General features: G+C 55.6%; 24 protein-coding genes. 10 read left to right on the top strand and 14 right to left on the bottom strand.

Features of this window, described 5'->3' with window-relative positions:
* The 3 genes from JQF37_RS03225 to JQF37_RS03215 form a co-directional block, all read left to right on the top strand.
* Positions 1–309, top strand: a 309-nt coding sequence (locus JQF37_RS03225; protein WP_204149534.1) for an NAD(P)(+) transhydrogenase (Re/Si-specific) subunit beta, incomplete at its 5' end; no start/stop codon positions are given.
* 342 nt (positions 310–651) lie between these two features.
* Entirely contained in the window at positions 652–1,542 is an 891-nt protein-coding gene (locus JQF37_RS03220; protein WP_130204404.1) for an AraC family transcriptional regulator, read from the top strand.
* A 764-nt stretch (positions 1,543–2,306) separates the two neighbouring features.
* A complete protein-coding gene (locus tag JQF37_RS03215; RefSeq protein ID WP_130204403.1) occupies positions 2,307–2,711 on the top strand; it encodes a DUF2251 domain-containing protein in 405 nt (134 codons plus the stop codon).
* Positions 2,712–3,788: 1,077 nt separating this feature from the next.
* Here JQF37_RS03215 and JQF37_RS03210 read toward each other — a convergent pair.
* A complete protein-coding gene (locus tag JQF37_RS03210) occupies positions 3,789–4,946 on the bottom strand; it encodes a prolyl oligopeptidase family serine peptidase (RefSeq protein WP_130204402.1) in 1,158 nt (385 codons plus the stop codon).
* 207 nt (positions 4,947–5,153) lie between these two features.
* On the opposite strand from JQF37_RS03210, the gene JQF37_RS03205 reads away from it, so the two are divergent.
* The 3 genes from JQF37_RS03205 (at position 5,154) to JQF37_RS03195 (ending at position 9,713) form a co-directional block, all read left to right on the top strand.
* Complete coding sequence (locus JQF37_RS03205) at positions 5,154–8,168, top strand: Tn3 family transposase (protein ID WP_116804322.1); 3,015 nt, start codon at positions 5,154–5,156, stop codon at positions 8,166–8,168.
* Complete coding sequence (gene tnpC, locus JQF37_RS03200; RefSeq protein ID WP_096006324.1) at positions 8,165–8,554, top strand: Tn3 family transposase post-transcriptional regulator TnpC; 390 nt, start codon at positions 8,165–8,167, stop codon at positions 8,552–8,554. The genes JQF37_RS03205 and tnpC overlap by 4 nt, the downstream gene beginning before the upstream one ends.
* Before the next feature lie 82 nt (positions 8,555–8,636).
* On the top strand, positions 8,637–9,713 hold the full coding sequence (locus JQF37_RS03195; RefSeq protein WP_204149533.1) for an ArsO family NAD(P)H-dependent flavin-containing monooxygenase: 1,077 nt from the start codon (positions 8,637–8,639) through the stop codon (positions 9,711–9,713).
* 24 nt (positions 9,714–9,737) lie between these two features.
* On the opposite strand, the gene arsJ is transcribed toward JQF37_RS03195, so the two are convergent.
* From arsJ to JQF37_RS03155, 8 genes are read right to left on the bottom strand one after another with little or no spacing between them, the layout of a single operon-like run.
* Entirely contained in the window at positions 9,738–10,967 is a 1,230-nt protein-coding gene (gene arsJ, locus JQF37_RS03190) for an organoarsenical effux MFS transporter ArsJ (protein WP_096006323.1), read from the bottom strand.
* A 12-nt stretch (positions 10,968–10,979) separates the two neighbouring features.
* On the bottom strand, positions 10,980–11,984 hold the full coding sequence (locus tag JQF37_RS03185; protein WP_204149532.1) for an ArsJ-associated glyceraldehyde-3-phosphate dehydrogenase: 1,005 nt from the start codon (positions 11,982–11,984) through the stop codon (positions 10,980–10,982).
* Between the two features lie 35 nt (positions 11,985–12,019).
* Entirely contained in the window at positions 12,020–12,526 is a 507-nt protein-coding gene (locus JQF37_RS03180) for a cyclin-dependent kinase inhibitor 3 family protein (protein WP_204149531.1), read from the bottom strand.
* A gap of 14 nt (positions 12,527–12,540) precedes the next feature.
* The gene (arsH, locus tag JQF37_RS03175; protein WP_034073044.1) at positions 12,541–13,257 is read right to left on the bottom strand and encodes an arsenical resistance protein ArsH; all 717 of its coding nucleotides are present in this window, start codon (positions 13,255–13,257) and stop codon (positions 12,541–12,543) included.
* 4 nt (positions 13,258–13,261) lie between these two features.
* On the bottom strand, positions 13,262–14,323 hold the full coding sequence (gene arsB, locus JQF37_RS03170; RefSeq protein WP_096006320.1) for an ACR3 family arsenite efflux transporter: 1,062 nt from the start codon (positions 14,321–14,323) through the stop codon (positions 13,262–13,264).
* 16 nt (positions 14,324–14,339) lie between these two features.
* Positions 14,340–14,807 carry an arsenate reductase ArsC gene (locus JQF37_RS03165; protein ID WP_065336089.1) on the bottom strand — a complete coding sequence of 156 codons (468 nt, stop codon included), beginning with the start codon at positions 14,805–14,807 and terminating at the stop codon, positions 14,340–14,342.
* Between the two features lie 29 nt (positions 14,808–14,836).
* The gene (locus JQF37_RS03160) at positions 14,837–15,193 is read right to left on the bottom strand and encodes a metalloregulator ArsR/SmtB family transcription factor (protein WP_165671521.1); all 357 of its coding nucleotides are present in this window, start codon (positions 15,191–15,193) and stop codon (positions 14,837–14,839) included.
* Positions 15,194–15,200: 7 nt separating this feature from the next.
* The gene (locus tag JQF37_RS03155; RefSeq protein WP_204149530.1) at positions 15,201–15,614 is read right to left on the bottom strand and encodes an arsenate reductase ArsC; all 414 of its coding nucleotides are present in this window, start codon (positions 15,612–15,614) and stop codon (positions 15,201–15,203) included.
* A gap of 267 nt (positions 15,615–15,881) precedes the next feature.
* Here JQF37_RS03155 and JQF37_RS03150 point away from each other — a divergent pair, with 267 nt between their 5' ends.
* Positions 15,882–16,154, top strand: a complete 273-nt coding sequence (locus JQF37_RS03150) for a hypothetical protein (RefSeq protein WP_096006318.1) — start codon at positions 15,882–15,884, stop codon at positions 16,152–16,154.
* 962 nt (positions 16,155–17,116) lie between these two features.
* Here JQF37_RS03150 and JQF37_RS03145 read toward each other — a convergent pair.
* From JQF37_RS03145 to JQF37_RS03135, 3 genes are read right to left on the bottom strand one after another with little or no spacing between them, the layout of a single operon-like run.
* Complete coding sequence (locus JQF37_RS03145; RefSeq protein WP_096006317.1) at positions 17,117–18,430, bottom strand: three-Cys-motif partner protein TcmP; 1,314 nt, start codon at positions 18,428–18,430, stop codon at positions 17,117–17,119.
* Positions 18,431–18,450: 20 nt separating this feature from the next.
* A complete protein-coding gene (locus tag JQF37_RS03140; protein ID WP_096006316.1) occupies positions 18,451–19,194 on the bottom strand; it encodes a phage Gp37/Gp68 family protein in 744 nt (247 codons plus the stop codon).
* Between the two features lie 29 nt (positions 19,195–19,223).
* Positions 19,224–20,195, bottom strand: a complete 972-nt coding sequence (locus JQF37_RS03135; protein ID WP_096006315.1) for a site-specific integrase — start codon at positions 20,193–20,195, stop codon at positions 19,224–19,226.
* A 181-nt stretch (positions 20,196–20,376) separates the two neighbouring features.
* On the opposite strand from JQF37_RS03135, the gene JQF37_RS03130 reads away from it, so the two are divergent.
* Positions 20,377–21,378: a DNA-binding protein gene (locus JQF37_RS03130; RefSeq protein WP_049688556.1), complete on the top strand. Its 1,002-nt coding sequence runs from the start codon at positions 20,377–20,379 to the stop codon at positions 21,376–21,378.
* A 38-nt stretch (positions 21,379–21,416) separates the two neighbouring features.
* Here JQF37_RS03130 and JQF37_RS03125 read toward each other — a convergent pair whose 3' ends face one another.
* Together JQF37_RS03125 and JQF37_RS03120 are read right to left on the bottom strand one after the other, a co-directional pair.
* Positions 21,417–21,803, bottom strand: a complete 387-nt coding sequence (locus JQF37_RS03125) for an antitoxin Xre/MbcA/ParS toxin-binding domain-containing protein (RefSeq protein ID WP_049688555.1) — start codon at positions 21,801–21,803, stop codon at positions 21,417–21,419.
* Positions 21,804–22,708: 905 nt separating this feature from the next.
* Positions 22,709–23,629, bottom strand: a complete 921-nt coding sequence (locus JQF37_RS03120) for a LysR family transcriptional regulator (protein WP_130204401.1) — start codon at positions 23,627–23,629, stop codon at positions 22,709–22,711.
* A 272-nt stretch (positions 23,630–23,901) separates the two neighbouring features.
* On the opposite strand from JQF37_RS03120, the gene JQF37_RS03115 reads away from it, so the two are divergent.
* Together JQF37_RS03115 and JQF37_RS03110 are read left to right on the top strand one after the other, a co-directional pair.
* A complete protein-coding gene (locus JQF37_RS03115) occupies positions 23,902–24,843 on the top strand; it encodes a VOC family protein (RefSeq protein WP_130204400.1) in 942 nt (313 codons plus the stop codon).
* Positions 24,844–24,846: 3 nt separating this feature from the next.
* The gene (locus JQF37_RS03110) at positions 24,847–25,245 is read left to right on the top strand and encodes a Rieske 2Fe-2S domain-containing protein (protein ID WP_130204399.1); all 399 of its coding nucleotides are present in this window, start codon (positions 24,847–24,849) and stop codon (positions 25,243–25,245) included.
* Positions 25,246–25,315 lie beyond the last annotated feature (70 nt).

The raw sequence follows: 25,315 nt of genomic DNA, 5'->3' as shown, positions 1-25,315 counted from the left end.
GCCGAGGCCGAAGTGCCTTACGACCAGGTGTTCGAGATGGAAGACATCAACTCCGAGTTCGGTCAGGCCGACGTGGTGCTGGTGCTCGGCGCGAACGACGTGGTCAACCCGGCCGCGAAGAACGATCCGAAGTCGCCGATCGCCGGCATGCCGATCCTCGAAGCGTTCAAGGCCAAGACCATCATCGTCAACAAGCGCTCGATGGCCAGCGGCTATGCCGGCCTGGACAATGAACTGTTCTACCTGGACAAGACCATGATGGTGTTCGGCGACGCTAAGAAGGTCATCGAGGACATGGTGAAGGCCTGATATAAGTCGCTCCGCTGCGAGAACTACGTCTCGCAGCCCCTTTACGGCCACCCACAGGCGGCCGTTTTTTTGCTTGGACAGGAAAAAATCGAAACCATCTGCTCATGGGAGTTAGTTGGTATTTTTTATGTCTTTTTAATATTGGCGCCATGTTTTCTTATAATAACTTTAAGACGCATGGCGATTGATATCTCTTTCGACACTGAGAATCCCATGCTAGTATCCCGACATGCTGCATATACTAATAAAAACAATACCAGCCGACCACCTCTTGGGTGCTTTCAATTCTGCGTAGGAGCGCAGTAAGAGCAAGGGTGACGGCCCTCAAATGAGACTTTAAGTATGCCGACAGTCATTACTCCAAAAGAACTTCTCAAGTGGGTGCCAGGCGTAGTTCTCAGCTCAAGCGAAGAACTCGGTTGGAAAGATATAGAGCAGCGGTCATATCGATACAAAGGTCAGGACGTCCTTATCCCACCCCTGGATCATTTCATGATCGTTTATTATTTCCTGGGCCATACACCGATGGATAGATGCGTGGACGAAGGGTGGACGCGTACCGCTTGCGCTCCGGGCGATATTTCCCTGCTTACAATGTCACAGGACTCCCATTGGAACTGGACCGAGGACATTGATGTTTCTCACCTCTATCTTTCCAATGCGCTGATGTCACGTGTTGCCATGGATGTGATGGAGCGGCCGATTGAAGAGGTCCGCCTACATGATCTGCTGCGCACGCAAGACTCGATTCTGGCATCTATTGTCAGCGCAATTACAAGCGAAGTGAGAAGTCGTGGAATTGGTGGATCATTGTATGTTGAGGCCTTGAGCATGCAGTTAGCCATTCATCTTCTCCGAAATTTCGCCAGCGTCACCTTTAAAGAATCCTGTACGCCTGGCCGCCTATCTCAACAGCAGAAAAAACATTTGCTCGACTTTATCGATAGCCATTTGGAACAATCCATACGCCTGGATGAAATGGCCGACGCAGTAGGCTTGGGAGTCTGGACATTCTCGAAGAAGTTCAGCGAATCATTTCATTGTTCACCACATACATTTGTCACCGAGCAGCGCGTCGAGCGAGCGAAGCGCCTGCTGTACAATGGAGAACTTTCGATTAAAGAAATTGCATATCATTGCGGCTTTTCGGATCAGGCGCATTTAACACGCATACTGCGCACCAAACTTGGCGTGACACCTACACAACTAAGACGAATTAAAAACCAAGAATAGCGCTCCTGCAAATATCGAAATGATTTTTTCTGCTTCGCTGAACAAGGGCAAGCGAAGCAAAGCATTTTCCGTCAACTGTTATCGGAAAAAACATGGACCTCTTAGACATTCTATCAACCGCTGTCATATCGGTATTGGTTGCGGCACTGATCACACTCAGAACCACAGACAGGAAGGTCCGAATCGAAAACATCACACAGGAACGTGCCAAGTGGGAAGAGAAGATTCGCAGTAAATCCCAGTTAGCCCTCACACGACGCCCAGTCGAACCCTCTATCCCGAAACAATATTTACCTTGCGAATCTGCAACCATCGCCGAGGCGATCTCTGATCCAACCGATAAAACATAAAGCGACAGTGGGTTCGGCGAAAGCGACAGCCACCAATGTAAACACGTAAGCGTTGTGGTTGAAACTGTTCAACGGCCTGGATAAGAGCAAACGGGGCCTTCTAGCGCATCATTTGATGGAGCAGAGTAGGGGAGCGCTACCATATCGTCTTGAAAGCCTTTACGACGAAATTTTGCTGGATCAGGGATCCGGATCTCAGTGGATGCGGACAGGGGCGGTGCCGTCGTATTCTATCGTCCAATAATTGCCCATCCATTATAACTAAACTAAATGGATATTTAGTTTAGTTATAATTATCAGTTATTTGTCGGTGGCGTAGGGCAGGTTAACCGCCGTCATCTTGCCGTTGCGATCCGCCAATGGCTCTTGGCATTATCGAATGCTCCAGACATTCAACCCGTAAAGGAATACCCGATGCCAATATACCTGTCAGCCGAATCTGAACTGCATGTAGGCCAAGGCTCAGTCACAGAAGCACCTGCGGAGGTAGGAACTTACGTTGTCGTATTCGAAGACGACGAAGATACCGGCTATTTCTACGCGCTGGACACAGCGGCTGAAGGCAACCCGATTCAGGATGCGCTGCATATCTACAACGTGGCGGACGTTTCAGACAAACACAAACCTTCCAGCGTGAAGATCGGCTGGTCGGTTGATCACAGCAAGGCTGCGCTGCTGATCAACGATTACCCGCATGCCATATTTGATTTCACGGCGAAACAAGGATATTGCCGTACCGGATTCCCACCGCAAAGTGACAATGGCTGGTCCGAGCGTGGCCACGAATGGGATGATGCGGCGCTTGAGTTGTTTGCGTGAAACAGCATCAAATTGCGTTAAACGCCATGCGTCAGGAAGCATGGCGACTTGAATCGTAATGTTCGTCACGGCGTTTTCTCGCATGCGCAAAATTCGACTTGGCCAGCCTGGTCACCAGGTGAAAAGCGGCAGGAAAGACACCCAGGCTTCGTATGCTTAGGTTCGCATAATGTATATTATGTTAAACCAGATGCCATGTTAGAAATGTTCATGAGGCTCATAAGACACTGATTCGAAAAATACGCTTCTGCCGTCCAAACTCTGTGACCGTTGCGAAACGAGGACAAAATGAGCGATCGTCGCTCTGGAGGCCTTGTGAATAAAGGCGTTCAGCCCACCGAAACACAATGAAACCAGGGCCTTCAGCCGACTTTTTGAGATATGAGGACAAAAGCCGAGTCGCCGGCCTATTTAGCGTACACGCCGCTGTTTTCGGGGCCTTCAGAGTTTTCTTCAACGTTGAGTTGCCGTGGCGGCATTCCCACGAAAATCTAGGTTGTTTTGATCTGCGGCCTGTCCCGAAGCGCTCGTTTGACGAATTCAGGACAAAAACCGCAACGCTTGGACGCTGCTTGACGGCGTTTAAAGGCTTGGGCCGCGAAGAATGTTACGTCGACGGTCTAGCCAGCGCGGATGCCATCGCATTTCCTCGTAGCGACCTATGCGACTAACAAAAACAAGAAGGTGTTCAATAAATTTAATGTGTTTCCTCCTCCCTAGGATGGGTTCCTTCGCCCACGAAAACCCTCAAGCAAATTCGACTTTGAGGGCCAAACGATGAACCGTTCGATCAGTATTCAACTGGGAAAGAAAGACATGGAGGCGCTCCAGCGGGCAGTGTTATCCCTCTGTAGTTTTGAGCGACGGTACGATGAGTGCAGGCTTCGTAAGCCCCAAGAACGTACTTCGGTTGCGAGGAGTGACTCTGAATTTGCCGCGTCGGGATTTCCGGGTCTAACAAGCATGATTAGCCATCTGCATGGCGGCAACATCGAATCGCGAATACACGCCGATGACACTAATAAGATCTGGTTAGCCGGAGGCTCTGCCTGCGCTTGACGCAGGCAGAGCCTGTTTTCACGCGGTACGTCCACCCAGGGTTTCAGCGACCCAGTCTGCAATGTACTGTCCAGCGTTGATGCTGTTGTCGAAGCTTGAGTGCTGCACGCCACCCTCTCGGCCGGTAAAGACCTTCAACTCGCGTTTGGGGCTATTTACCAATTGCTCAAACGTGCGGTGAGCCCACTTGAGCGGGATCTGAGAGTCCTTTTCTCCATGGGTTACAAGGAAAGGTACCTTGATGCGATCGAGAATGCCGTCCAAATGCACGCTCTCCGAAATTTGCATGAATTCATCGATGTCCTTCGCCCCCCAAACCCAGCAGACATGTGCCCAGTAATGAGGTACCGGCAAGCTCCCTTCCTTCTCGAGTCGGCGTTTCTGCACATCGCGCCAATCGTGGTTGGCCCCCCACACAACGCCACAGGCGAAACGTGGTTCAAAGGCAACTGCGCGAGGACAGTAGTAACCGCCCAGGGAAACGCCTTCCAGACCGATACGCTTTGGGTCAACTTCAGATCGGTTTTCCAACCAATCAACGATTTGACTGGCCCAGTGCTCGCTGTCATAGCGAGCTGTAAGATCATGCAAACGTAGCGCCTCGCCAGTACCTGGCTGGTCGATGACCAGCGAAGATACGCCGCGCTTGGCCAACCATGCCGGCAAGCCAACGCGGTATTTCATTTCTTTGGTCGAGTCCAGTCCGTTGACCTGTACCAGCAACGGAGCCGGGCCCTCGACACCTTCCGCGCGCACATAGAGGCCCGAGATGACCTTGCCCTCATAGGGGATTTCTACGCGTTCACAGTTCTCTTTGGACAGGGCAATGCCACGGGCGAAAGTTTCTAAAAAACGCTGGTACAGTTCTTTACGACCCGGTGCACCATGAGCTTGCAGACGTTCACACGTGAGGTAGTAGGTGGCGGCACGGTTGTACTTTTCGCCCGCAGATAGTCGCCGGCCAGCAACCTCGTCCTCCTCAGCGAGACCACAGAGCTTGTCTGCCATCTTTGACCACGTCTCACGGAATGCTGCGGTGCCGGCCGCGTCGGGTTGGTTCGCAGCCTCTTGTAAAGGCGCGCACATCTCTTCGATCTCGCCTATGCGAGCACCCATTTCGATGGCGAGATCCACCGACAGGTTCCAAACGTAATTAGTGGGGAAGTAGCGAAACATTTTTTATTGTCCTTTTTGCAGTCGGAAGGCGAACCCGGGAACTTCAGGCACGCCGGGCACGATCAGAGCAGGGGGTCATGCCGAGATAAGGAGAAAATTCATTCATTTGGTCTGTAGAGTTATGTTTTTAAAGGATATTTTCTACAGAAAAGGCTGTTTCAGATGCGTGGTCTATCTTTTCCAGTTGACTCAGGAAAGGAGTGATCCATGGCATCCCTCGAACGTACTGCCTATCCAGTTCTGTCGCGCTCGTATTCAAGGGCCGAGCTGCAGCGCGAATTCACATTTTCCGAGGAAGAAGTTACCTGGATCAAAAGTCGCGCCAATGCTGCATTCCGACTGAACCTCGCTGTTTTGTTCAAGACCTTCCAGGTACTCCGATACTTTCCAGAAATCGCTGAGGTACCTGATCCAGTCGTTGATTTCATCCGTACTCAAATAGGCCTGCGCAGTAAGGTCGCCCTATCGCCCTACAAATGGATGCAGCTTTACCGTCATATGAACGCAGTGCGAGAGCGGCTCGGGGTGCAGCCGTTCTATGGCTCTGATGGTCAGGGCATTGCAGTCGCGCATGCGCAGTTGATGGCTCCTCTCCTCGAACAGCGTGCGGACATTATCAATGCGGTGATCGACGAACTACTGCGTCAAAACTATGAGCTGCCCGCCTACTCGACCCTGAACGACCTGGCGGAGCACGCGCGGGCAGACGCCCAGGACAAAATATTCAACCTGGTGGTAACCAGAACCCCAATCGAGGTGATCTACAAGCTGAAAGAACTGCTCGACACTGACTTCGGCCGACGCCAAAGCGACTTCAATGCCCTGAAGCAGGCGCCCAAGAAGCCGTCCCGCAAGCACTTGGAAGTACTGATCGATCACTTGGCCTGGCTGGAAAGCTTCGGGAATCTCGACGCTATATTTGAGGGCATCGTCGATACTAAGATCCGCCACTTCGCTGCCCAGGCAGCAGCATCGGACGTCTCCGAGCTGAAAGACTGCTCGCTACCGAAACGCTACACGCTGATGCTGGCTTTGATCTATCGCATGCGCGTGCGGACACGAGATCACCTGGCCGAGATGTTCATCCGACGGATTTCGACGATTCATAAACGCGCCAAGGAGGAGTTGGAGCAAATCCAGGCTAGGCAACGCCAGAAGCTGGAGCAGTTGGCGGCGACCCTGGACGGCGTGGTGCAGATTCTGGTTCAAGAACCGGATGATCAGGAGGCCGGCAGCCTGATTCGCGAATACCTCTCCCCCGATGGTAATCTGGATCGGTTGCGCGAGACTTGCGCCGAAGTTCAGGCTACCGGTGGTAACAACTACCTGCCGCTGATCTGGAAGCACTTCAGATCCCATCGATCGCTGTTGTTCCGCCTCAGCCACCTTCTTCAACTGGAGCCCACGACTCAGGATCGGTCGCTGATTCAGGCACTTCAATTGATCCAGGACAGCGAGAACCTACACCGAGAGTGGATCGACGAGCACGTTGACTTGTCGTTTGCGTCGGATCGCTGGGTCAAGGTCGTTCGCCGTCCTTCCAGTGAGGGACCACCGACCAACCGACGCTATCTGGAGGTTTGCGTTTTCTCTTACCTGGCCAGCGAGCTGCGATCCGGCGACATGTGCGTGCAAGGGTCGGAATCCTTCGCCGACTATCGCAAGCAGTTGCTGCCCTGGGAAGAATGTCTCCAGCGACTACCGGCCTACTGCGAAAAAATGGGGCTGCCTGGTACAGCGAAGGAGTTTGTTGCCTCTCTCAAGGCCCAGCTTGAGGAAACAGCGCAGCAACTAGACGAGAAATTCCCATCATGCCGAGGGGACGTATCGATCAACGAAACCGGCGAGCCGGTTCTCCGCCGAGTGACCGCTCGAGATATCCCGCCCTCGGCTATCTCGCTACAGACTGCGCTCATGCAGCGCATGCCGACCAGACATGTGCTCGACATAATGGCCAACATCGAGCATTGGATTCAGTTCACTCGGCATTTCGGGCCTATGTCCGGTAACGAGCCGAAGCTCAAAGAACCTGCCGAGCGCTACCTGATGACGATCTTCGCCATGGGCTGCAACCTAGGCCCTAACCAGGCCGCGCGGCATCTGACCGGTAATGTAACGCCACACATGCTGTCCTACACGAATCGCCGTCACCTCTCGCTGGAGAAGCTGGACAAGGCCAACCGCGAGTTGGTGGAACTCTACCTACAGCTTGACCTGCCCAAACTCTGGGGCGATGGCAAGGCAGTGGCCGCGGACGGTACGCAGTTCGACTTCTATGACGACAATCTGCTGGCCGGCTACCACTTCCGCTACCGCAAAATGGGGGCTGTGGCCTACCGGCATGTGGCCAACAACTACATCGCCGTGTTCCAGCACTTCATCCCGCCGGGTATCTGGGAGGCGATCTATGTGATCGAGGGGCTACTCAAAATAGACCTCAGCGTCGAACCCGATACGGTGTACTCGGACACCCAAGGGCAGTCGGCCACGGTGTTTGCCTTCACCCATCTGCTGGGCATCAACCTGATGCCGCGTATCCGCAACTGGCGCGACCTAGTGATGTGCCGGCCGGATCGCGGCGTATCATACAAGCACATCAACCGCCTGTTCACCGACACTGCCGACTGGCACCTGATCGAAACCCACTGGCAGGATCTGATGCAGGTCGCGCTATCAATCCAGGCCGGCAAAATTTCTTCGCCTATGCTGCTGCGAAAACTCGGTTCCTACAGCAGGCGCAACAAGCTCTACCACGCGGCACAGGCGCTCGGCAGCGTGATCCGCACGATATTCCTGCTCAACTGGATCGGTAGCCGCGAGCTGCGCCAGGAAGTCACGGCAAACACCAACAAGATCGAGTCCTACAACGGATTCTCCAAGTGGTTGTCCTTCGGCGGCGATGTGATTGCTGAGAACGATCCGGACGAGCAACAGAAGCGACTGCGCTACAACGACATGGTGGCCTCGTCGGTGATCCTGCAGAACACTGTGGACATGATGCGTATCCTGCAGAAACTGGCACGCGAGGGCTGGCAGTTTACTGATGAGGACGTGTCGTTCCTAAGTCCCTACCTGACCAGCAACGTCAAACGCTTCGGCGAGTTCAACCTCAAGCTCAATCGGCCACCGGAGCCTTGGATCAAGGATTCGGTGTTTCAACAAGCCGCCGGCTCGCTGCGTGTCAGCACGCCCCGCCAGGCCGATACCGAGTTGGCCCCATGATCAAAATTCCTCCCGCATCCTTTCACGTTACGCCGTGCGGCGAGGTGGACGCCGCCGCATTGGAGAAGCTACGCAACAGCTTCGATACGTCACAGCTACTCGGTTTGGTCGATCGACTTGACACTAGCCTGGCTGAGCTGGGTGGGATGATTGCTATACGCGACGAGTTGCTGAAGCTGCATACGATGGCCCAGGCGTTGGTCGAAGGCACTCTACCGCCAGTTACGACCGAGGAGTCCTCCGTCTGGGAGGTAGCCGAATCAGTGCTATTAGATCTCGAGACGTTGAGTTCCTGGGTTCGAACTGCTCAGATGATGATCGCTCCGTTGGTCGATCTGGTTCCAGAACATAGAGTAAATGAGTTGTCAGATCGCGAAGGCAACTGAGCAGGTAATTGCCTGAGATAGATCAGCGTTCAGGCTGACTCGGGCGATTACACTGCGCAATCGGTCTGTTTGGAGTCCCTCAGTGGAAGCTCGCCCTGAAAATAAGTGGGATGTAGTCATCATCGGCGGCGGCCAAGCCGCGTTGACCACCGCGTACTTTCTGCGGCGTACGGGGTTGTCGTTTGTGATGCTCGATGCCGAGGATGGCCCTGGCGGGGCTTGGCGTCATGGCTGGGACTCCTTGCGACTGTTCTCGCCGGCGACTTGGAGTTCGATTGCCGGCTGGATGATGCCGCCAGTTCAAGAGGGTTACCCGACGCGTGATCACGTCATCGACTACCTGACACGCTATGAGGCGCGTTACCAGTTCCCGGTCGAGCGACCAGTGCGAGTCACCTCGGTCGAACGCATCAATGGCGCGCTGCGCGTCCATGCCGAGCAAGGGCATTGGGATGCCAAGGCAGTGGTCAGTGCTACTGGTACCTGGAGCAATCCCCATATCCCCAACTATACGGGTACCGAGTTGTTCCGCGGCCAGCAGTTGCATTCGGCCCACTATGTCGAGGCCCAGCCGTTCGCAGGCAAACGGGTGCTGGTGGTAGGCGGTGGAAACTCCGGGGCACAGATCCTGGCAGAGGTCTCCAAAGTGGCCGAAGCCACCTGGGTGACGCCCACCAAGCCGCTGTTTCTGCCCGATGATGTCGATGGTCGTGTGTTGTTCGAGCGAGCGACCGACCGCTGGAAAGCCCAGCAGGAAGGTCGCGTCATCGAACAACCAGTGGGCGGGCTGGGCGATGTGGTGATGGTACCGCCCGTGGTCGAAGCGCGTGAACGTGGCGTCTTGCACGCAGTTCGCCCCTTCACACGCTTCACCCGTAATGGTGTGGTTTGGCCCGATGGCACGGAGACCATGGTCGATGCAGTGATCTGGTGCACCGGCTTCAAACCCGCGTTGGGTCACCTGACCAACCTGGGGCTGATCAACGATGAGGGGCGAGTCGAGGTTGAGGGGACTCGCGCCGTCCACGAACCCAGGCTCTGGCTGGTGGGCTATGGCGAATGGACGGGATCGGCTTCAGCAACCCTGATCGGGGTGACCCGTACGGCACGTAGCACCGCAACCGAGATCGAACAGTTTTTGGCAACGGCGGAGGCCTGAGGGCCTCCGCTCTGAGCCGCTTGATCAGGCCTGCGGAGCCGCATCGAGGTGCCTGGGCAAGGCGATGGAAATCAGCGCAGCGGCCAGCACAAACGCACTGGAAACCCACAGGCAGGCCTCCAGACCATAAGCCTGGAATACCCAGCCCGAGAGTAACGTACCGATCAGTCGCCCCAGCGCGTTGGACATGTAGTAGAAGCCCACATCCAGCGACACGCCATCCTCCTTGGCGTAGCTGACGATCAAGTAGCTGTGCAGCGACGAGTTCACAGCGAACAGAACGCCGAACAGCATCAGCCCACCCAGCAGCACAACCTGAGGCGACAACCCCGCCGAAAGACCAAGGGCAATAGCCGCAGGTAAGCCAGCCAGCAGTGACGCCCAAACAAAAGCAGCTCGCCCATCGGGGACATGACCACGTTTTTTCCCGGTGATGTTCGGGGCGAACGACTGCACGATGCCGTAGCCGATGACCCAAGCCGCCAGGAAGCCGCCCACCAGCCAGAAGTCCCATCCAAACACGGTGCTCAGGTAGACCGGCAAGGCCACCACGAACCACACATCACGGGCACCGAAGAGGAACAGCCGGGCCGCAGAGAGAATGTTGATCGCCCGGCTCTTGGAGAGGATGTCGCGGAACTTGGGCTTGGCTTTGGCCTTGCCCAGGTCTTTCTTCAGCAGGAACAGGCTAGCTATCCAGATCAGGGCCAGTACGGCGGCCATCGCCAGCACTGCGCCCGTGAACCCCATCAATGCCAGCAACGCACCGCCGAGGAAAAAGCCAACTCCTTTCAGCGCATTCTTCGAGCCAGTGAGGATCGCCACCCACTTGTAGAGCGTGCCTTGCTGGTTGTCAGGCACCAACAGCTTGATCGAACTCTTGGCGCTCATCTTGTTGAGGTCTTTGGCGATACCCGACATGGCCTGCGCGCCCATCACCCAAGGGATGGTTAGCCAGGCGACGGGCACAGTGAGCATCAACAACGCCACAACCTGTAGGCCCAAGCCAATGTTCATGGTGCGATTCAAGCCCAGCCGAGCCCCGAGATAGCCGCCCACCAGGTTGGTGATAACGCCGAAGATCTCGTAGAACAGAAACAGCGCCGCGATCTGCAGCGGCGTGTAGCCCAAGGTGTGGAAGTGGAGCACCACCAACATGCGCAAGGCACCGTCGGTGAGGGTAAAGGCCCAGTAGTTGCCGGTGACCAGCAGATACTGGCGCACTTCCGGGGAAAGGGCTGACAACGCCTTCATGATCGCTCCCTGTTAATTGGCCAAACCGACCAGTTTGGCCAGCTCTACAGCGCGGTTGGCGTATCCCCACTCGTTGTCATACCAGGCGTAGATCTTCACTTGGGTGTCATTGACCACCATGGTCGACAGTGCATCAATGATCGAAGAACGTGGATCGGTGCGGTAGTCAATTGAGACCAGGGGACGCTCCTCGTAGCCGAGGATATTCTTTAGCGGGCCATCGGCGGCGGCTTTGAGCAGCGCATTGACCTCATCTGCAGAAGTGGCGCGCTCGACTTCGAACACACAGTCGGTGAGAGAAGCGTTTGCCAGCGGTACGCGCACGGCATGGCCATTCAGCTTGCCGCGCAGCTCGGGGAAGATCTCTGCGATGGCCGTGGCCGAACCCGTGGTAGTCGGGATCAGACTCATGCCCGAGGCACGAGCACGACGCAGATCCTTATGCGGCTGGTCGAGGATGCTCTGGGTATTGGTCAGGTCGTGAATAGTAGTGATCGAGCCGTGGCGAATACCCAGGTTCTCGTGAATGACCTTGACCACAGGAGCTAGGCAGTTGGTGGTGCAGGACGCAGCGGTAACGATGCGATGCTGAGTGGGATCGAACAGGTGTTGATTGACCCCCATAACCACGTTCAGTGCACCTTTCTCCTTGACCGGCGCGCACACCACCACACGCTTCACCCCCTGATCCAAGTAGGCCTGCAGCACTGCAACGGTTTTCATCTTGCCGCTGGCTTCGATGACCAGATCGCAGCCCGACCAATCGGTGTCAGCAATCGCCTTATTGGCGGTGACCTTGATGCGGCTGCCACCGATCACGACATGATCACCCTCGGCGCTGGCTTCGTTGTTCCAGCGGCCATGCACCGAATCGAAGTTGATCAGGTGGGCGTGAGTCGCTGCGTCACCTGCCGGGTCGTTGATCTGTACGAGCTCGAACTCTGGCCAGCTCCAGGCTGCACGCAAGGCGAGACGTCCAATACGACCAAAACCGTTGATACCTACTTTGATGCTCATGTTTGTATTCTCTCGGGGCGGCTAGCTGCGGGGAATTACGACTGGGCTGTGTCGAACTGGCTGATGTAGTGGGTATGTGCTGGGTGCTGAATCGCACGGGGGCGTAGCGCCTGCACATCACTGATCGCCTCGCGCAGTGGTACGCCGCACTCGATCAGCAGCTGTGCGGCAATCAGGCCGGTACGACCCGACCCGCCTTTGCAGTGAATGGCAATGTTCTTACCTTCCGTGAGCAACTGCTTGATCCGCTCGCGATTAACGTCCCACGCCGCCTGGAATCGCTCACCGGGCGCCTGATCGTCCTCCACCGGCAGGTGGAACCACTCGATGTCGCGCTGCTGACACTGCCCAGGCAGATTTTCGACTTCGTTCTGGGTCAGTTCTTCGGTGGGCATCAGGGTCAGCAAGGCTGAAGCACCGGCCCCTTTGAGAGTGTCCAGCGCCTCAGCGACCGATGTGTCTTTGGTACCAGGGCACGGCGTGAAGATCAGTTGGCCTTTGACCTGCTCGGAGGTCAGCACGGAGTACGGATGCTGTTGCACGATCAAAAAATCCTTCAGATGGAACGTTGATTAACGCGTTTCGAGAGTTCTTCTGCCGATTCCTTTCGCTCGGAATAGCGGTCAACCAGGTAGTCGGAACGCTCACGCAGCAGCAGGGTGAACTTCACCAGCTCCTCCATCACGTCCACTACGCGGTCATAGAAAGCCGAGGGTTTCATCCGGCCAGCCTCATCGAACTCCAGGAAAGCCTTCGGGACAGACGATTGGTTCGGGATGGTGAACATGCGCATCCAGCGGCCAAGTACACGCAGCTGGTTGACCACGTTGAAGGATTGCGAGCCTCCACAGACTTGCATCACCGCTAGGGTTTTACCTTGAGTTGGGCGGACTGCACCCATGGCCAACGGAACCCAGTCGATCTGCGCCTTGAATACGGCAGTCATCGAGCCGTGACGCTCCGGCGAGCACCAGACTTGTCCTTCCGACCACTGCATCAACTCGCGCAGCTCCTGCACCTTGGTATGGCTATCTGGAGCATCGTCCGGCAGCGGCAGGCCAGATGGATTGAATATCCGAGTTTCGGCACCGAAGTGCTCCAGCAGGCGAGCGGCTTCCTCAGTCAGCAAGCGACTGAACGAACGTTCGCGGGTCGATCCGTAGAGCAGCAAGATGCGCGGCTTGTGCTTGACGGTAAGAGGGCCGCCGAGTTTGTCGAGGGTGGGCAGATCGACTAGTTGAGCATCGAGATTGGGGATGTGTTCTTCAGACATACGTCTACTCCTGAGCGAGTGCTGCGCGAGGCTGGTCGAACCAGCGGCGCTTGAGCCACAGCGCCACCCCGACAAGGGCGATCAGCACCGGCACTTCCACCAGAGGGCCGATCACCGTGGCAAAGGCCACCGGCGAAGCCAGACCGAACGTGGCAATAGCCACAGCAATAGCCAGTTCGAAGTTGTTGCTGGCAGCGGTAAAGGCCAGCGCGGTAGTACGTGGGTAGTCAGCCTCCAACAGCTTGCCCATCCAGAAACTGATGAAGAACATCACCACGAAGTAAATGGTCAGCGGGATGGCGATGCGCAGCACATCCAGCGGCAGTTGCAGCACCATGTCGCCCTTGAGGCTGAACATCGCCACGATAGTCAGCAGCAAAGCGACCAGCGTCAGCGGGCTGATGCGGGGGATGAAACGCTGGTTGAACCACTCTTCGCCTTTGCGGCTGATCAGGAGCTTGCGCGTCATGAAACCAGCCAGAAACGGAATGCCGAGATAGATCAGTACGGACTCGGCGATGCTGACAAAGCTCACGTCGATCACGCTGCCCTGTAGTCCGAACAAAGGTGGCAGCAGGCCGAGGAAGATCCAGGCATACAGGCTGAAAAACACGATTTGGAAGATGCTATTGAACGCGACCAGGCCAGCAACGTACTGGTTATTACCCCCTGCGATCTGGTTCCACACCAGTACCATGGCAATGCAGCGCGCCAGGCCGATAAGGATCAGGCCTGTCATGTAATCGGGGTAATCGCGCAGGAAGATCACCGCCAGGGCGAACATCAGTACCGGGCCAATCACCCAGTTCTGGATCAGCGACAGCGCGAGAATGCGCTTGTCCTTGAACACCTCGGGTAGCTCTTCATACCTGACCTTGGCCAACGGCGGGTACATCATCACGATCAGGCCAATGGCGATCGGGATATTGGTCGAGCCTACCGACAAGCTGTTGAGCCTGGCCGGTAGGCCCTCGAACAGGCTGCCCAGGCTGACCCCAATGGCCATGGCGAGAAAGATCCAGATCGTCAGGTAGCGATCAAGAAATGAAAGGCGGCTTTTGCTCATCCTCATGCCTCCAGAGTTAGAGCGTACCGATCAAGGCCAGCTCAGCCTTGAGTTGCTCGGTATCCATCTGCAGCGGTAAAGCCAGGAAGGCTTCAACGCGGGTTTTAATCTGCTCCAGGGTGGCGGCAAAAGCGGCTTCGATCTCGTCCTCACTGCCCTGGTATTCCGATGGATCAGCCAGCCCCCAGTGAGCCTTGGTCGCCGGCCCAAAAAATACCGGGCAGGCTTCGCCGGCAGCCTTGTCGCAGACCGTGATCACGAAGTCAGGGGCTAGACTCTCGTGAATATCGCTGGATTTGCTGAAGAGCCCTGTAGTCGAGATACCTGCGCTCTCCAGCGTTTTCAGGCTTAGCGGATGCACTACACCTTTCGGCTGACTGCCGGCGCTGTAGGCTTTCATGCCAGCCGGTGCCAAGTGGTTGAACACAGCCTCGCAAAGAATGCTGCGGCAGCTGTTGGCGGTGCAGAGAAACAAAATCTTCATCGAGCTATCTCGTAAAAGTAGAGTGCGGCTCAGCAGCAGGCAGCGAGCCGCTGCGGGCGGTCGCCCATCACATCGAGGCGTTTGGCATCCGGGCTGAGCCAATGCTGATTGGCATCCAGAGTGGTTTTCAGAACAGCGATCACCCAGTCCGGTAGGCTGGGGTGCAGGCGGTAATAGACCCACTGGCCTTGTCGGCGATCTTCCAGCAGACCGCAGTTGCGCAGTTGTGCTAGGTGGCGGGAAACCTTCGGCTGGCTTTCATCCAGCGCGCAGGTCAGCTCACAAACGCACAACTCATCCTCGCGGGTGATGAGCAGCATCAGGCGAACGCGGGTCTCGTCAGCCAGGCATTTGAATACGGTGGTCGGTGTCAGGTGGTCAGCCATAGAGGTCTCAACGTTTAGTTTTCACCAGCACGAACATCTTGATGCGCTCGTGTATCTCGTGAAGGGTGTGGCGGAATGCGTCGGGCTGGGTGCTGGTCACCGGGTCTTCAAAGTTCCACGCCAGTACCTCACCAGCACCTGGAAGGGCCTGGCACTCCAAAGACGACTTATCGCACAGTGTGATGACGTATTCGAAACGCTCGCCGGCAAACTCATCAATGGACTTGCTGCGCAGCCCCTCGGTGCTTACGCCAAGGTGCTCAAGCGCATCCAGGGTGCGCGGATCAACCTCACCAGGCTCAGTGCCGGCGCTGAATGCCTCGAAACGTTCGGAATCAGTGTGTCGCAGCAGCGCTTCAGCCAGCTGCGAGCGAGCAGCGTTAGCCACACAAACGAACAGCACGCGGGTCTTGTTAGACATTGCCAAATCTCGAATCGAATATGGTTTAGCAAATATATGTTTTATCGAATATACAGTAAAGCGAAAATCATCATCCGGTGCGCGAGCTCCCCGGAAAGTGATGTCAATAGCTTGGTTTTGCTGGCTTCCTGCTGCCGTCAGACCGATATCGTGAGCTAGAAATACTCAGTAACATCTGCCTAATCGCATATATGAATGTTGTAATCTTTTCGTCATCAGAAGAGCCTTAGGCTTCATCGCATCTCTAACCCAAGCAGGAACCTTGCGATGAAAAAAATGACTTTGACTGCAATGCTGTTGACCAGCCTGTTCGCCACCGCCGCCTTCGCCAGTCAGTACGACAAGCCTGGCTTTGTCACCGAAGTCGAAGATGGCCGCCTGTGGGTGTTCCGCGAAGGCTCTAAGGAACTGGAAGAATTCAAGAAAACCGGCGAGCCGGCCAAGCAGTTCACCGACATCGGTAGCGGCCCGAATGGCATGACGGTTAAATCTGCGGACGATCAGACCCTGAAGGACTACCTGCAATCGCTGAAGAAGTAAGCGGAACCAAGAGTCCGAGCGCCTGTCGCTCAGCGCCGCCTTCGGGCGGCTTTCTTTTATGCGTCCGGTTCGTGTTGTTCGCAGCTATGCCCCCTCAGGCCAGCAACTGGTTATTTGAAGCAACCGGTCTCGATGCCTCGTAGGTCTTTTCAGTCGCTTGGGTAATCTGCTCAAGCACGGGATCGCTTATGGTAGTCAACTAGCCCCGAAGCCAAGACCATAAGTGCCTATGATGCGTACTGTTGGGCCCATTAAACCTACAACCCCACCATGGCGGGATCGCCATCTGCGATCACTCCCGCCAGCGCTCACGCAAGAGGATTCGCAGACTGATAGTGCTGGTCACAGAGTCACGCCCTCGATAATGGGTTCATCGTAGACATAGCAGACGCGCTGCCCGAGCCAGTCCTGAGGAAATGGCTGCTCCTGCCTAATCGTATCCTCGATGATGGTAACCATGACTTGCCGTGCGAGAGCCCGAAGATCTTGGCATCCAACAGCCTGCATAACCGACGCGGGCCCTGATAGGCCTCATTGAGGCTGGAGCGCAATACACCAAAACCCCTGAGTAAACAGGCCAGACCGCTTACCTGCTCGAAGCGGATCGGAGTCTCAGTGGCCAGGAATGACGGCCAGGGCATCAAGCACATCCCTGCGCAGAAAGCGCTGGAAGCCGACTTATCTGGACTAATAGCCTTCAAATTGGGCCAAAAAATCAGATTCTATAATCGCTCTATAATCGCTCTATAATCGCTCTATAATCACTTTATAATCGCCTATAAAGCTCATTCCAGAGTGCTCCGGCAGCCTGCAGATAGCGGCAGCCACACTGCGCTACTAAAGGTTGACCCGCCGCGCGCCACGAATGCTTGTGTTCGGGCCGAGGTTCAAGCTCCGTTGGTTAATCTTGAAGCAAACCATGAGCCGTGATCCGCCTTCGCGCGTGCGCACGTCGATTGCAATCAGCTTTCGGGCTTGGTCTTCTTCACCGGCGGCAGAAAAAACATTGGCCTCTGTGGAGGGGCAATCAGCGTGTCAGTGGATTTGATGCTTGTGCCTTTGCGGCGTTTCGTTTTTCCGTCCTTTCCGACCGCAAGCACATCGCCTGTAGCGATCGCCATATCCAGAGCCTGCTTTACACGTAGCTCGTCGGCCATGGTGTAATTCGTCAGTCCGGTCATTAGTCCGCTGAACGGCTGCCGCTCACGATCATAAACCTGCCTGGGGAGGAGTTCTGAGAGCTCATCACGGATGCGATCGGCCGTTGCGTCATCAAAATGGTGTTCATCCAAAAGAAGATCAGGCTGCCCAGTTACGGCGATATCGCGATTGGCGTCATATCCGAAAAAACTGGACGGTGACAGCATATGGGAAAAATTATTGCCGTACTTCCAGTGAATTTTCTTCATTACATCGTTGGCACGGTAGTTGTTCGCCAGGTGGATAAACCAATAGGCCATCGGGTTGTTGCCAGCTGGACGGATGAAAAATACGGTCATGTACTCCGCGCCGCTTTCTTGTTTGATTCCCTCCGAAAGGAAGCGCTGAATGATGTATTGCCAATTTCGAGGCTGATGTGCCTTCAACTCCTTCAGCGTGCTCCATGGCACATGGTGATCTAAGCCGATATTGGAAATAGCTTTGCGGTTTGCCTGTCGGTCAGCAAGGTACGTAACCAGGAAGTCGACATTGAATGTAAGCAGAACCTCTGCACTGCTCAGATTCTGGAAAATCCATTTGATCTTGGGAAATGGTACGTCGCCGTATCCATACTGATCCAAGAGAAAAAGCACGCGTTCGCCTTTCCCGAAGAACTTGAGCTTTTGCGCAATGATTGGCAGGGCCTGGGTAAATTCGGCACTATGCAGGTGGACATCGCTACCCACTCGAGAGGCATGGCCGCGAGCGGCCAGTACAGCGTGCAGGCAAGCAATGTTTTCAGGTTTCACATCTACGAAATAATGCTGCGAGCGAATGGTGCGCGGCTTGATGCGACCCTGGTTGTTACGCACCTCTGATTCTTGAATGGCCTCCAGTGCAATTACTGGAGAGCCGAAGTGGGTGCCGCCAGCGCCGTCATGGTAGATGCCGCCGCCGCTGAAACCATCAACTATGGATAGCCCCAGCTCCGGCATCTGCTGATTCCGCATCAGAACATCAATGTAGGCCTGTATGTAATCATCAATAATCTGATGTTTGATCCTGCTGTGCGGATCAATGGTCGGGAAGGTCTGCGTTCCCCAATCCCAACGATACTTCTCTTCATCCTTGGCCATCTGCATTCCTTATTTTGGTATCAGGCGAGATTGAGTAGCGGAATTTCATCCCAGGTCTGGCCGTTCAGCAGCCGCCCGTTGGCCTTTTTCGAGCGTTTCACTCCATCAGAGCCCCAGCCGCCCCATTGCTTGAAGAAGAAGGCTGAGCCGAATGAATCGCATTGCTGGTGTATGTTATCCACCCATTCTTGTTTCATCGGCCGGGCTTTCGGCCCTGACTCACCACCAACGATCACCCAGTGAATCTCAGTCAGATCCAGCTCTCCCAAATCCTCCAACAGTGGCTCAACAGAGAGAAAGCGAATAGTGGCGTTTACACGGCGTAAACAGTCGATCCTTGGCACTCCATACTCGCGATCCTCAACAGACACCCCCAGCCAGGCATTGGCAGGCGGTGTCCGGCTGCCGAAGTATGTAGCTAGGCGCTCGGCACGCTTAGTGAGTATTTGGAATGTGTGCTGAGAGGCCTTCTGAATCACCTCGAAGACTTGATCGATGTAATCGTCTGGCACATGTTCATGGAACAGATCAGACATTGAGTTCACGAAGTAAATCGTCGGTTTCTTGCGCTGCAACGGCTCCTGAAGCTTCTCCGGTCGCAGACTCAAGCGAAAACCGTTTTCATATCCTGGCGTCCCCATCGCCTGCAGCCGGTGCGCCATGTTTTCGGCGTAGCAATGCTTGCAGCCTGGCGAAACTTTGGTACATCCCACCACGGGGTTCCAAGTCATTTCCGTCCATTCGATGCTTGTCTGTGTACTCATTGCACAGTCACTCCTGTCCTGCGTCGATATTAGTGAGAAGCTGGCGAGTGAGTCAAAGTGCCAGCATTAAGTTCAAGGGCGGGTCGAGCTGCTAGGCCACCAAAAGAAATAGCGGGGTCGATATAGCGCATGGCTGACTTCATGTCCTTCCAGCCCACGTAGGTCATCAGTGCCTTGAGATCCCAGCCATTGGCCGTGGCCCAGGTGGCGAAGCCGCGGCGCAGCGAATGACTGGTATACAGCTCAGCCGGGATACCCGCACGCTGCAATATCTGGCGTAGCAGGCTGATCAGGCTGCCGGGATGCAGCGCTCTGTCATTCAGGTGCCCCCAGCGATCCAGGCGGCGGAACACGGCCCCTCGTACTATGCCGGCGACACTGATCCAGTCGAGATAAGCCTGTACCGGACAGAGGCGTTTCAGGGCTGGAGCGTAATGGGTCGTGCCAAGGTTCTCCCGATCCCCCTTGCTCTGCGGCAAGAACAAGGTCATGCCGGCGCCGGCCTCAACCTGGACATGCTCAACCTGCAAGCGGCAGAGCTCGTCGCTGCGGAACCCCCGCCAGAAGCCGACCAGCAATAACGCCATGTCGCGTCGGCTTCGTAGCAGACTTGCCAAGTCGCCCGACTGCTGAGCGCGTTCGACCTCCTGATTCAGCCACTGAACTGCCTGTTCTAGATGCTGCACCTGCAGTGGGGCTGCTTGCTTAGCCTGCGCCGGATGCAGGGTGCGGATGCCCTTGAGTACCTGGCGCACTGTGGGTGTTTTGGTTGGATCGGGGAAGCCTTGGTTGATGTGCCACTGGGCGAGGGCTGCCAGCCGCTGCTTCATCGTACTGAGGCTCAGAGTGTCGGCGTAGTCCACCAGGTAGCGCACGATGCTGTCACCGGTCGCCGGTAGGAAGCCGCCCCAAGTCACCTCGAAGTGTTCGACGGCCGACTGGTAGCTGCGGCGGGTGTTTTCCCGCGTGCCGGCATGCAGATAGCGCTCGACGTCCTTCATCGCCTGGGGTTTGCCCTATGTGTACTGGAAAACGACTGAAAAATAGCCATTTTCGCCCATCCCATTAAATAAGTCTCGGTTATTTTATCTTATTTCATCCTTCAAATCCTGCTTTACTTCAGAACAAATTAGTATGTAAATACGTGGTATGTAATCCAATACGAAATCGTAGGAGCAGACCATGGCCCGCGGCGGCATCAATAAGGCGCTGGTTCAGAAGGCCCGCCAGGCCATCCTGGCGCGAGGAGAGAACCCCAGCATCGATGCGATACGGGTCGAACTGGGAAACACTGGTTCAAAAACCACCATTCACCGCTACCTGAAAGAACTCGAAGACGCTGACTCCGATCGGAGCGCTGTCGTACTGCCGCTCAGCGAGCAGTTGGCCAACCTGGTGGGCCAGTTGGCGGATCAGCTCAGGGAGGAAGCGAAGGCCGAGGTGGCGCACGAGCGCGAGCAACTGGCTCGGGAACGACTTGATTACCAGAACCAGGTTCAGCAGGCAGAAAGCCGTATCCAGCAGCTGGAAGGTCAGTGCATTGAGCTCACGGAGCAGCTCCAGACTGCCCAGCAAGCGCTACTGCAGGAACGACAGATGCGTCAGCAGGCTGAGGTCGGGAATGCCCGCCTACAGCAAGCCAACCAAGACCAAGAAACGCGCCTGCGGGATCGCGATGAGCAAATCCTCTCGTTGGAAGATAAGCATCAACATGCTCGTGATGCCCTGGAGCACTATCGCCAGGCCAGCAAGGAACAGCGTGAGCAGGAGCAGCGTCGCCACGAGTCGCAGATGCAGCAACTGCAACTGGAACTACGGCAATTGCAGCAGACCCTGATCGTCAAACAGGACGAGTTGACCCAACTGAACCGCGACAATGCGCGCCTGCTCACAGAGGCGCGGCAGCTGCAAAAAGAGCAGCATGCACAGCAACAGCTATTGGCGCAGAAGGTCCAGGCCTTGGAAGCCGCTCAGCGCACGTTGATCGGAGCTGAACGCGCGAATGAGGCCCTGGAACAGCGCTGCAGCACATTGCAGGAGGAGGTGTCTCGGTTAAGCGAGACCTCCGCGACCCAGGCGCAGCAAGCGCAGATCCTGCAGGAGCGCTTGGCCGAAGCCATCACGCACCTGAAACTGCTCGGGCATACGCCGCTCACTACCAGCGGTAATGAAACAGGTACATGACCCTGTGTTTCCAGCTCAAAGGCCGCCCTCGGCAGGGATCAAACTGGCAGTCCATATTCAATCGAACGAATAGCCTGCCGCACAGCGCGCGTACCAAATCCGGTTACCAGTAGCTCGACCGGCTTCTCATTGGACAGCACGACATTCGGTGCCGTTAGCCAGCGGAGCGAACCTCCTAGATCACCTTCGTGCAGCTCCAATAGCGCATCGAGGATCTCGATAAGACGACAGAACACCTCACCTGCCTGCATAGACATCACGGTACTGTCGGGGGACGCAGTGACCCACTCCGCAATCTGCTCCGCCGACCGTTCCAGCTCGCTCGCCAAATCGGAGATCAACGAAATCGGCAGGCCCGCCAGCACGGCGACGTGCAGGTAGTAGTGGCCTTTCGGCAAACCCAGTTTTTCGCGGAGTCTTCCCATAACTGCCTCCAGGATAATTGGCCATTTGATAATGTCATCTTGGCCCCGAGTTTGCGCATGATGGCTTCGAACCATCCGCACCGTAGTTTCGAGAGAGACCAAATGAACATTACTTGAAGGCTACTCGGCAGTGCGAGAGGGCTTTGGCAGTGACGCTTTGATCGGTGTTATTATTGAAACCTGCCCAAGAGCTTCCTCTCCCGGGTACGTGTACCGGTGATGAAACTTGGTTTGAGGCGGTCTCGTTGAGGCCGCCTTTGTCGCTTCTGGGAGAGCCCCCAGTGCTAAGCAGCCATATGCGTCGAAGCGCAAAGCCTCGACCAAAGCTGTTCGCAGGCCCTCTAACTCGGCATTTCTCCAATCTTATGAACTCGCGCTGAGTACGGACGGCGGGAATTATCTGCAATTATCTCGGCAGAGATAATTGATCAATATTTAGCCACCGCAATTGAGCAGCGCCTCTCAAAATTAATCCTTTAGACACAGCAGGTTACAGAACAAATGTCCTAATTTTTGCCTTATCTCGGCATGCCCCCGTTAAGCCTTAGCCAAACCGTTTCTCTGCTGGCTTAATCGCATCACGCTCCACAGCATCGAGTACCTTCACCAGCCCACGGCTCTGATGTGGCCACTTCTGCAGAAAAGCCTTACAGAACAGAAGCCTACAGCCTAAATGAATGAATTTTCTCCTTATCTCGGCATGGCCCCAGCAGGACGTTATTCAGCGCGAACAAATTTGGCCAATCGCGAGTCAGGATGCGAGGTATCACGAAACACGATACAACGTACAAGAGCCACCCATTAACTCGGGTTCTGGAAGCAGAACACCGCACAACTCTGCATATCATGGGCGCAAAATAAAGTGCAGCAGTTGCTCACTCCCTTGAGCAATGCGGGTAATCGAATTACCTGCCGCCCTCCTCCGGCGTTTGGATAAAATCGTGGACAGTCTCTCTGAGCCAGCGGTGCATGGGATCACCATCCATGCTGCGGTGCCATTGCATGATCTCTCTCATAACAGGGATCTTCACCGGCGGTGGAAGGATGCGAAGCGGCAGGTATCGTGAATAAAGCTCAGCCAGCCTGCGGTGCATGGTGGCGACTCGATGAGTGCCCACGATCAATTGTGGAAGCGTGTTGAAGTCGTTGGTAATGACTTCAAGTCGACGCTTGAAGCCGTATTGATTCATAAACCAGTCTTCAATACTGAGTTGTCGAGACCGACCAAACCCGACAGAGATATGCCCCATTTCTACGTACTGCTCCAGCGTCAACACCTCGCCCACGGAGTTGTTGCCACTCCAAATAACGCATACATGCTCCTCCTCAAACAGCAATTGAGATGGGTGCCCTTCAATCAGATAGCGCTCCGGAACAATCATCAGGTCGATTTCCCCACGAAGGATCATCTCCACGCCCTGATCCCCAGGAGGATGCATCTCAAACGTGATCCCCGGTGCGGCCTTGTATATGCGCTGAATGACCTGCGCAAAGACAACGCTGATCAGGTAGTCCGACGTGATTAAGCGAAAATGCCGCTTGCTGGATGCCGGATCAAAAAGCGGCTTTGCTGTGATGGAGGAACGGATCGTCAGTAGCACCTCGCGTACTGGTTTTGCCAATTCAAGCGCATAGGGCGTGGGTTGCATTGACCGACCTACCTGCACAAGCAATTCGTCCTCGAAGTACTTTCGGAGTCTGCCGAGCACGCCGCTTGTAGCGGACTGGGTCATATGGAGGCGTTCGGCAGCACGGGTAATGTTCTGCTCTTCCAGAAGCACGTCTAGCGCCACGAGAAGATTCAGATCCAAGTGATGAAATCGCATGGCGATGCATCTCCGCTGTTGTAGTTATTTTTGAGATACCTTCGCCCGATATTCTCGATGCGTCAAGCTAGCCTCCTCCCCGTCGTCGAACAGCCCTCTCCTAGTTGGCTCTCCAACCATGTATCGAGTTTTCGGATAGCTGGCATCTCAAGTTGCGATTAGTCAGCAACTGCCTCAGACAGCACCCTCCACTCCAGTCGCGCGGCATGCCTACCGCAGTGACACCACCACCGGCTCCGCTGCCGGATCATAATTTTAATGGAGTGGTAACCATGAACATTCTTGGCCTTGATGCCTTGGTATTCGGCGTCGATGACCTGCAAGCCTGCGCTGATTGCCTTCGTGATTACGGACTGACCGCAGTACACATTGATGCCGAAAGTGGACACTTTGAGTCCCTAGACGGATCGGCCATTATCATCCGTCGCCCAGAAGATCCGGAGCTACCTCCGGCAATGGGCCCCGCACCTTCACTGCGCGAGACTATCTATGGGGTTGCAAGCTCCACCGATCTCGCCGCAATCGAGGATGAGTTGAGCCGTGATCGCGAGGTACGTCGCGATGCGAATGGCACCCTGCATACAGTAGATGACCTTGGTTTTGCTATTGCCTTCCAGGTTTCTTGGCGTCGTCGCTTCGATGCCCCAGCAGACCTAACCAACGCCCCGGGCAGCGCGCCACAACGCCCGGTCAACCAACTGGGCATCACTCCCGAGATGGTTGCTCTACCGCGCACGCTTTCGCACGTCGTGTATTTCGTCCCCGACGCAGCAAAAGGTGAAGCCTTCTATCGCGATCGACTGGGATTCGTCACCACCGACAGATTCATTGGTGTCGGCCCCTTCATGCGACCGAAAGGCACGGATGACCATCACTGCCTGTTCATGATTCAGACCCCTCCGCACATGCAGGGCTGCGAGCACTTCACCTTTCATATGGGCAGTGGCACAGAAGTTCTCCTCGCTGGTACCCGTTTTCAGCAGAAGGGTTGGACGAGTTTCTGGGGCCCCGGCCGCCACCTCTACGGCTCCAATTGGTTCTGGTATTTCAACAGCCCTCTGGGTTGCCACATCGAATACGACGCAGACATGGACAAGCACGATGACGCCTGGGCTGCACGCGAAGCGCCTATGTCTGCAGACAACTCGCAGTTGTTCCTATTTACCTCTCGCGAGAAGTGGGCTCCAGGTGGCCCGCCGCCGAAGCAGGGCTAAGAGGTGGATCGTAGCGTAGCGCTCTGCCCTCTCGATCAACTCAAAGAAGGCCACGCGCTCGGCTTTGATCCCTTCAGGTCAGGCGGCGACACCGTGTTCGCCCTACTACATAGAGGAGAGGTTCGGGTCTATCGCAATAGCTGTCCTCACCTTGATGTGCGCCTGGAATACCGAAAGGATCGATTCCTGTCTGCCGACGGGCAGCGCGTCGTTTGCTATGCGCATGGCGCGCACTTCATGCCGGACAGCGGTGAGTGCGTATTTGGCCCATGTCTAGGGCAATCGTTAACAGCTTTTGAGTTCCGGTGTGAGGAAGGTTTGCTTCTCCTCTGCATAGACCACGTCGGCCAACCCATTGAGGTATCGCCCGGCGCGATAGGTCACATCCGAGGACTCGATTAGTCAAATCCTACTGCGCTCGGGAAACTCAACCCCACGCACGAACAACGGCCGCATCTATCAAGTATGCGGA

Source organism: Pseudomonas sp. MIL9 (assembly GCF_016887925.1).
GTDB classification, from domain to species: domain Bacteria; phylum Pseudomonadota; class Gammaproteobacteria; order Pseudomonadales; family Pseudomonadaceae; genus Aquipseudomonas; species Aquipseudomonas mohnii.
Note: the sequence above shows the minus strand (reverse complement) of the source record. Positions and strands in the feature narration are given on the sequence as shown.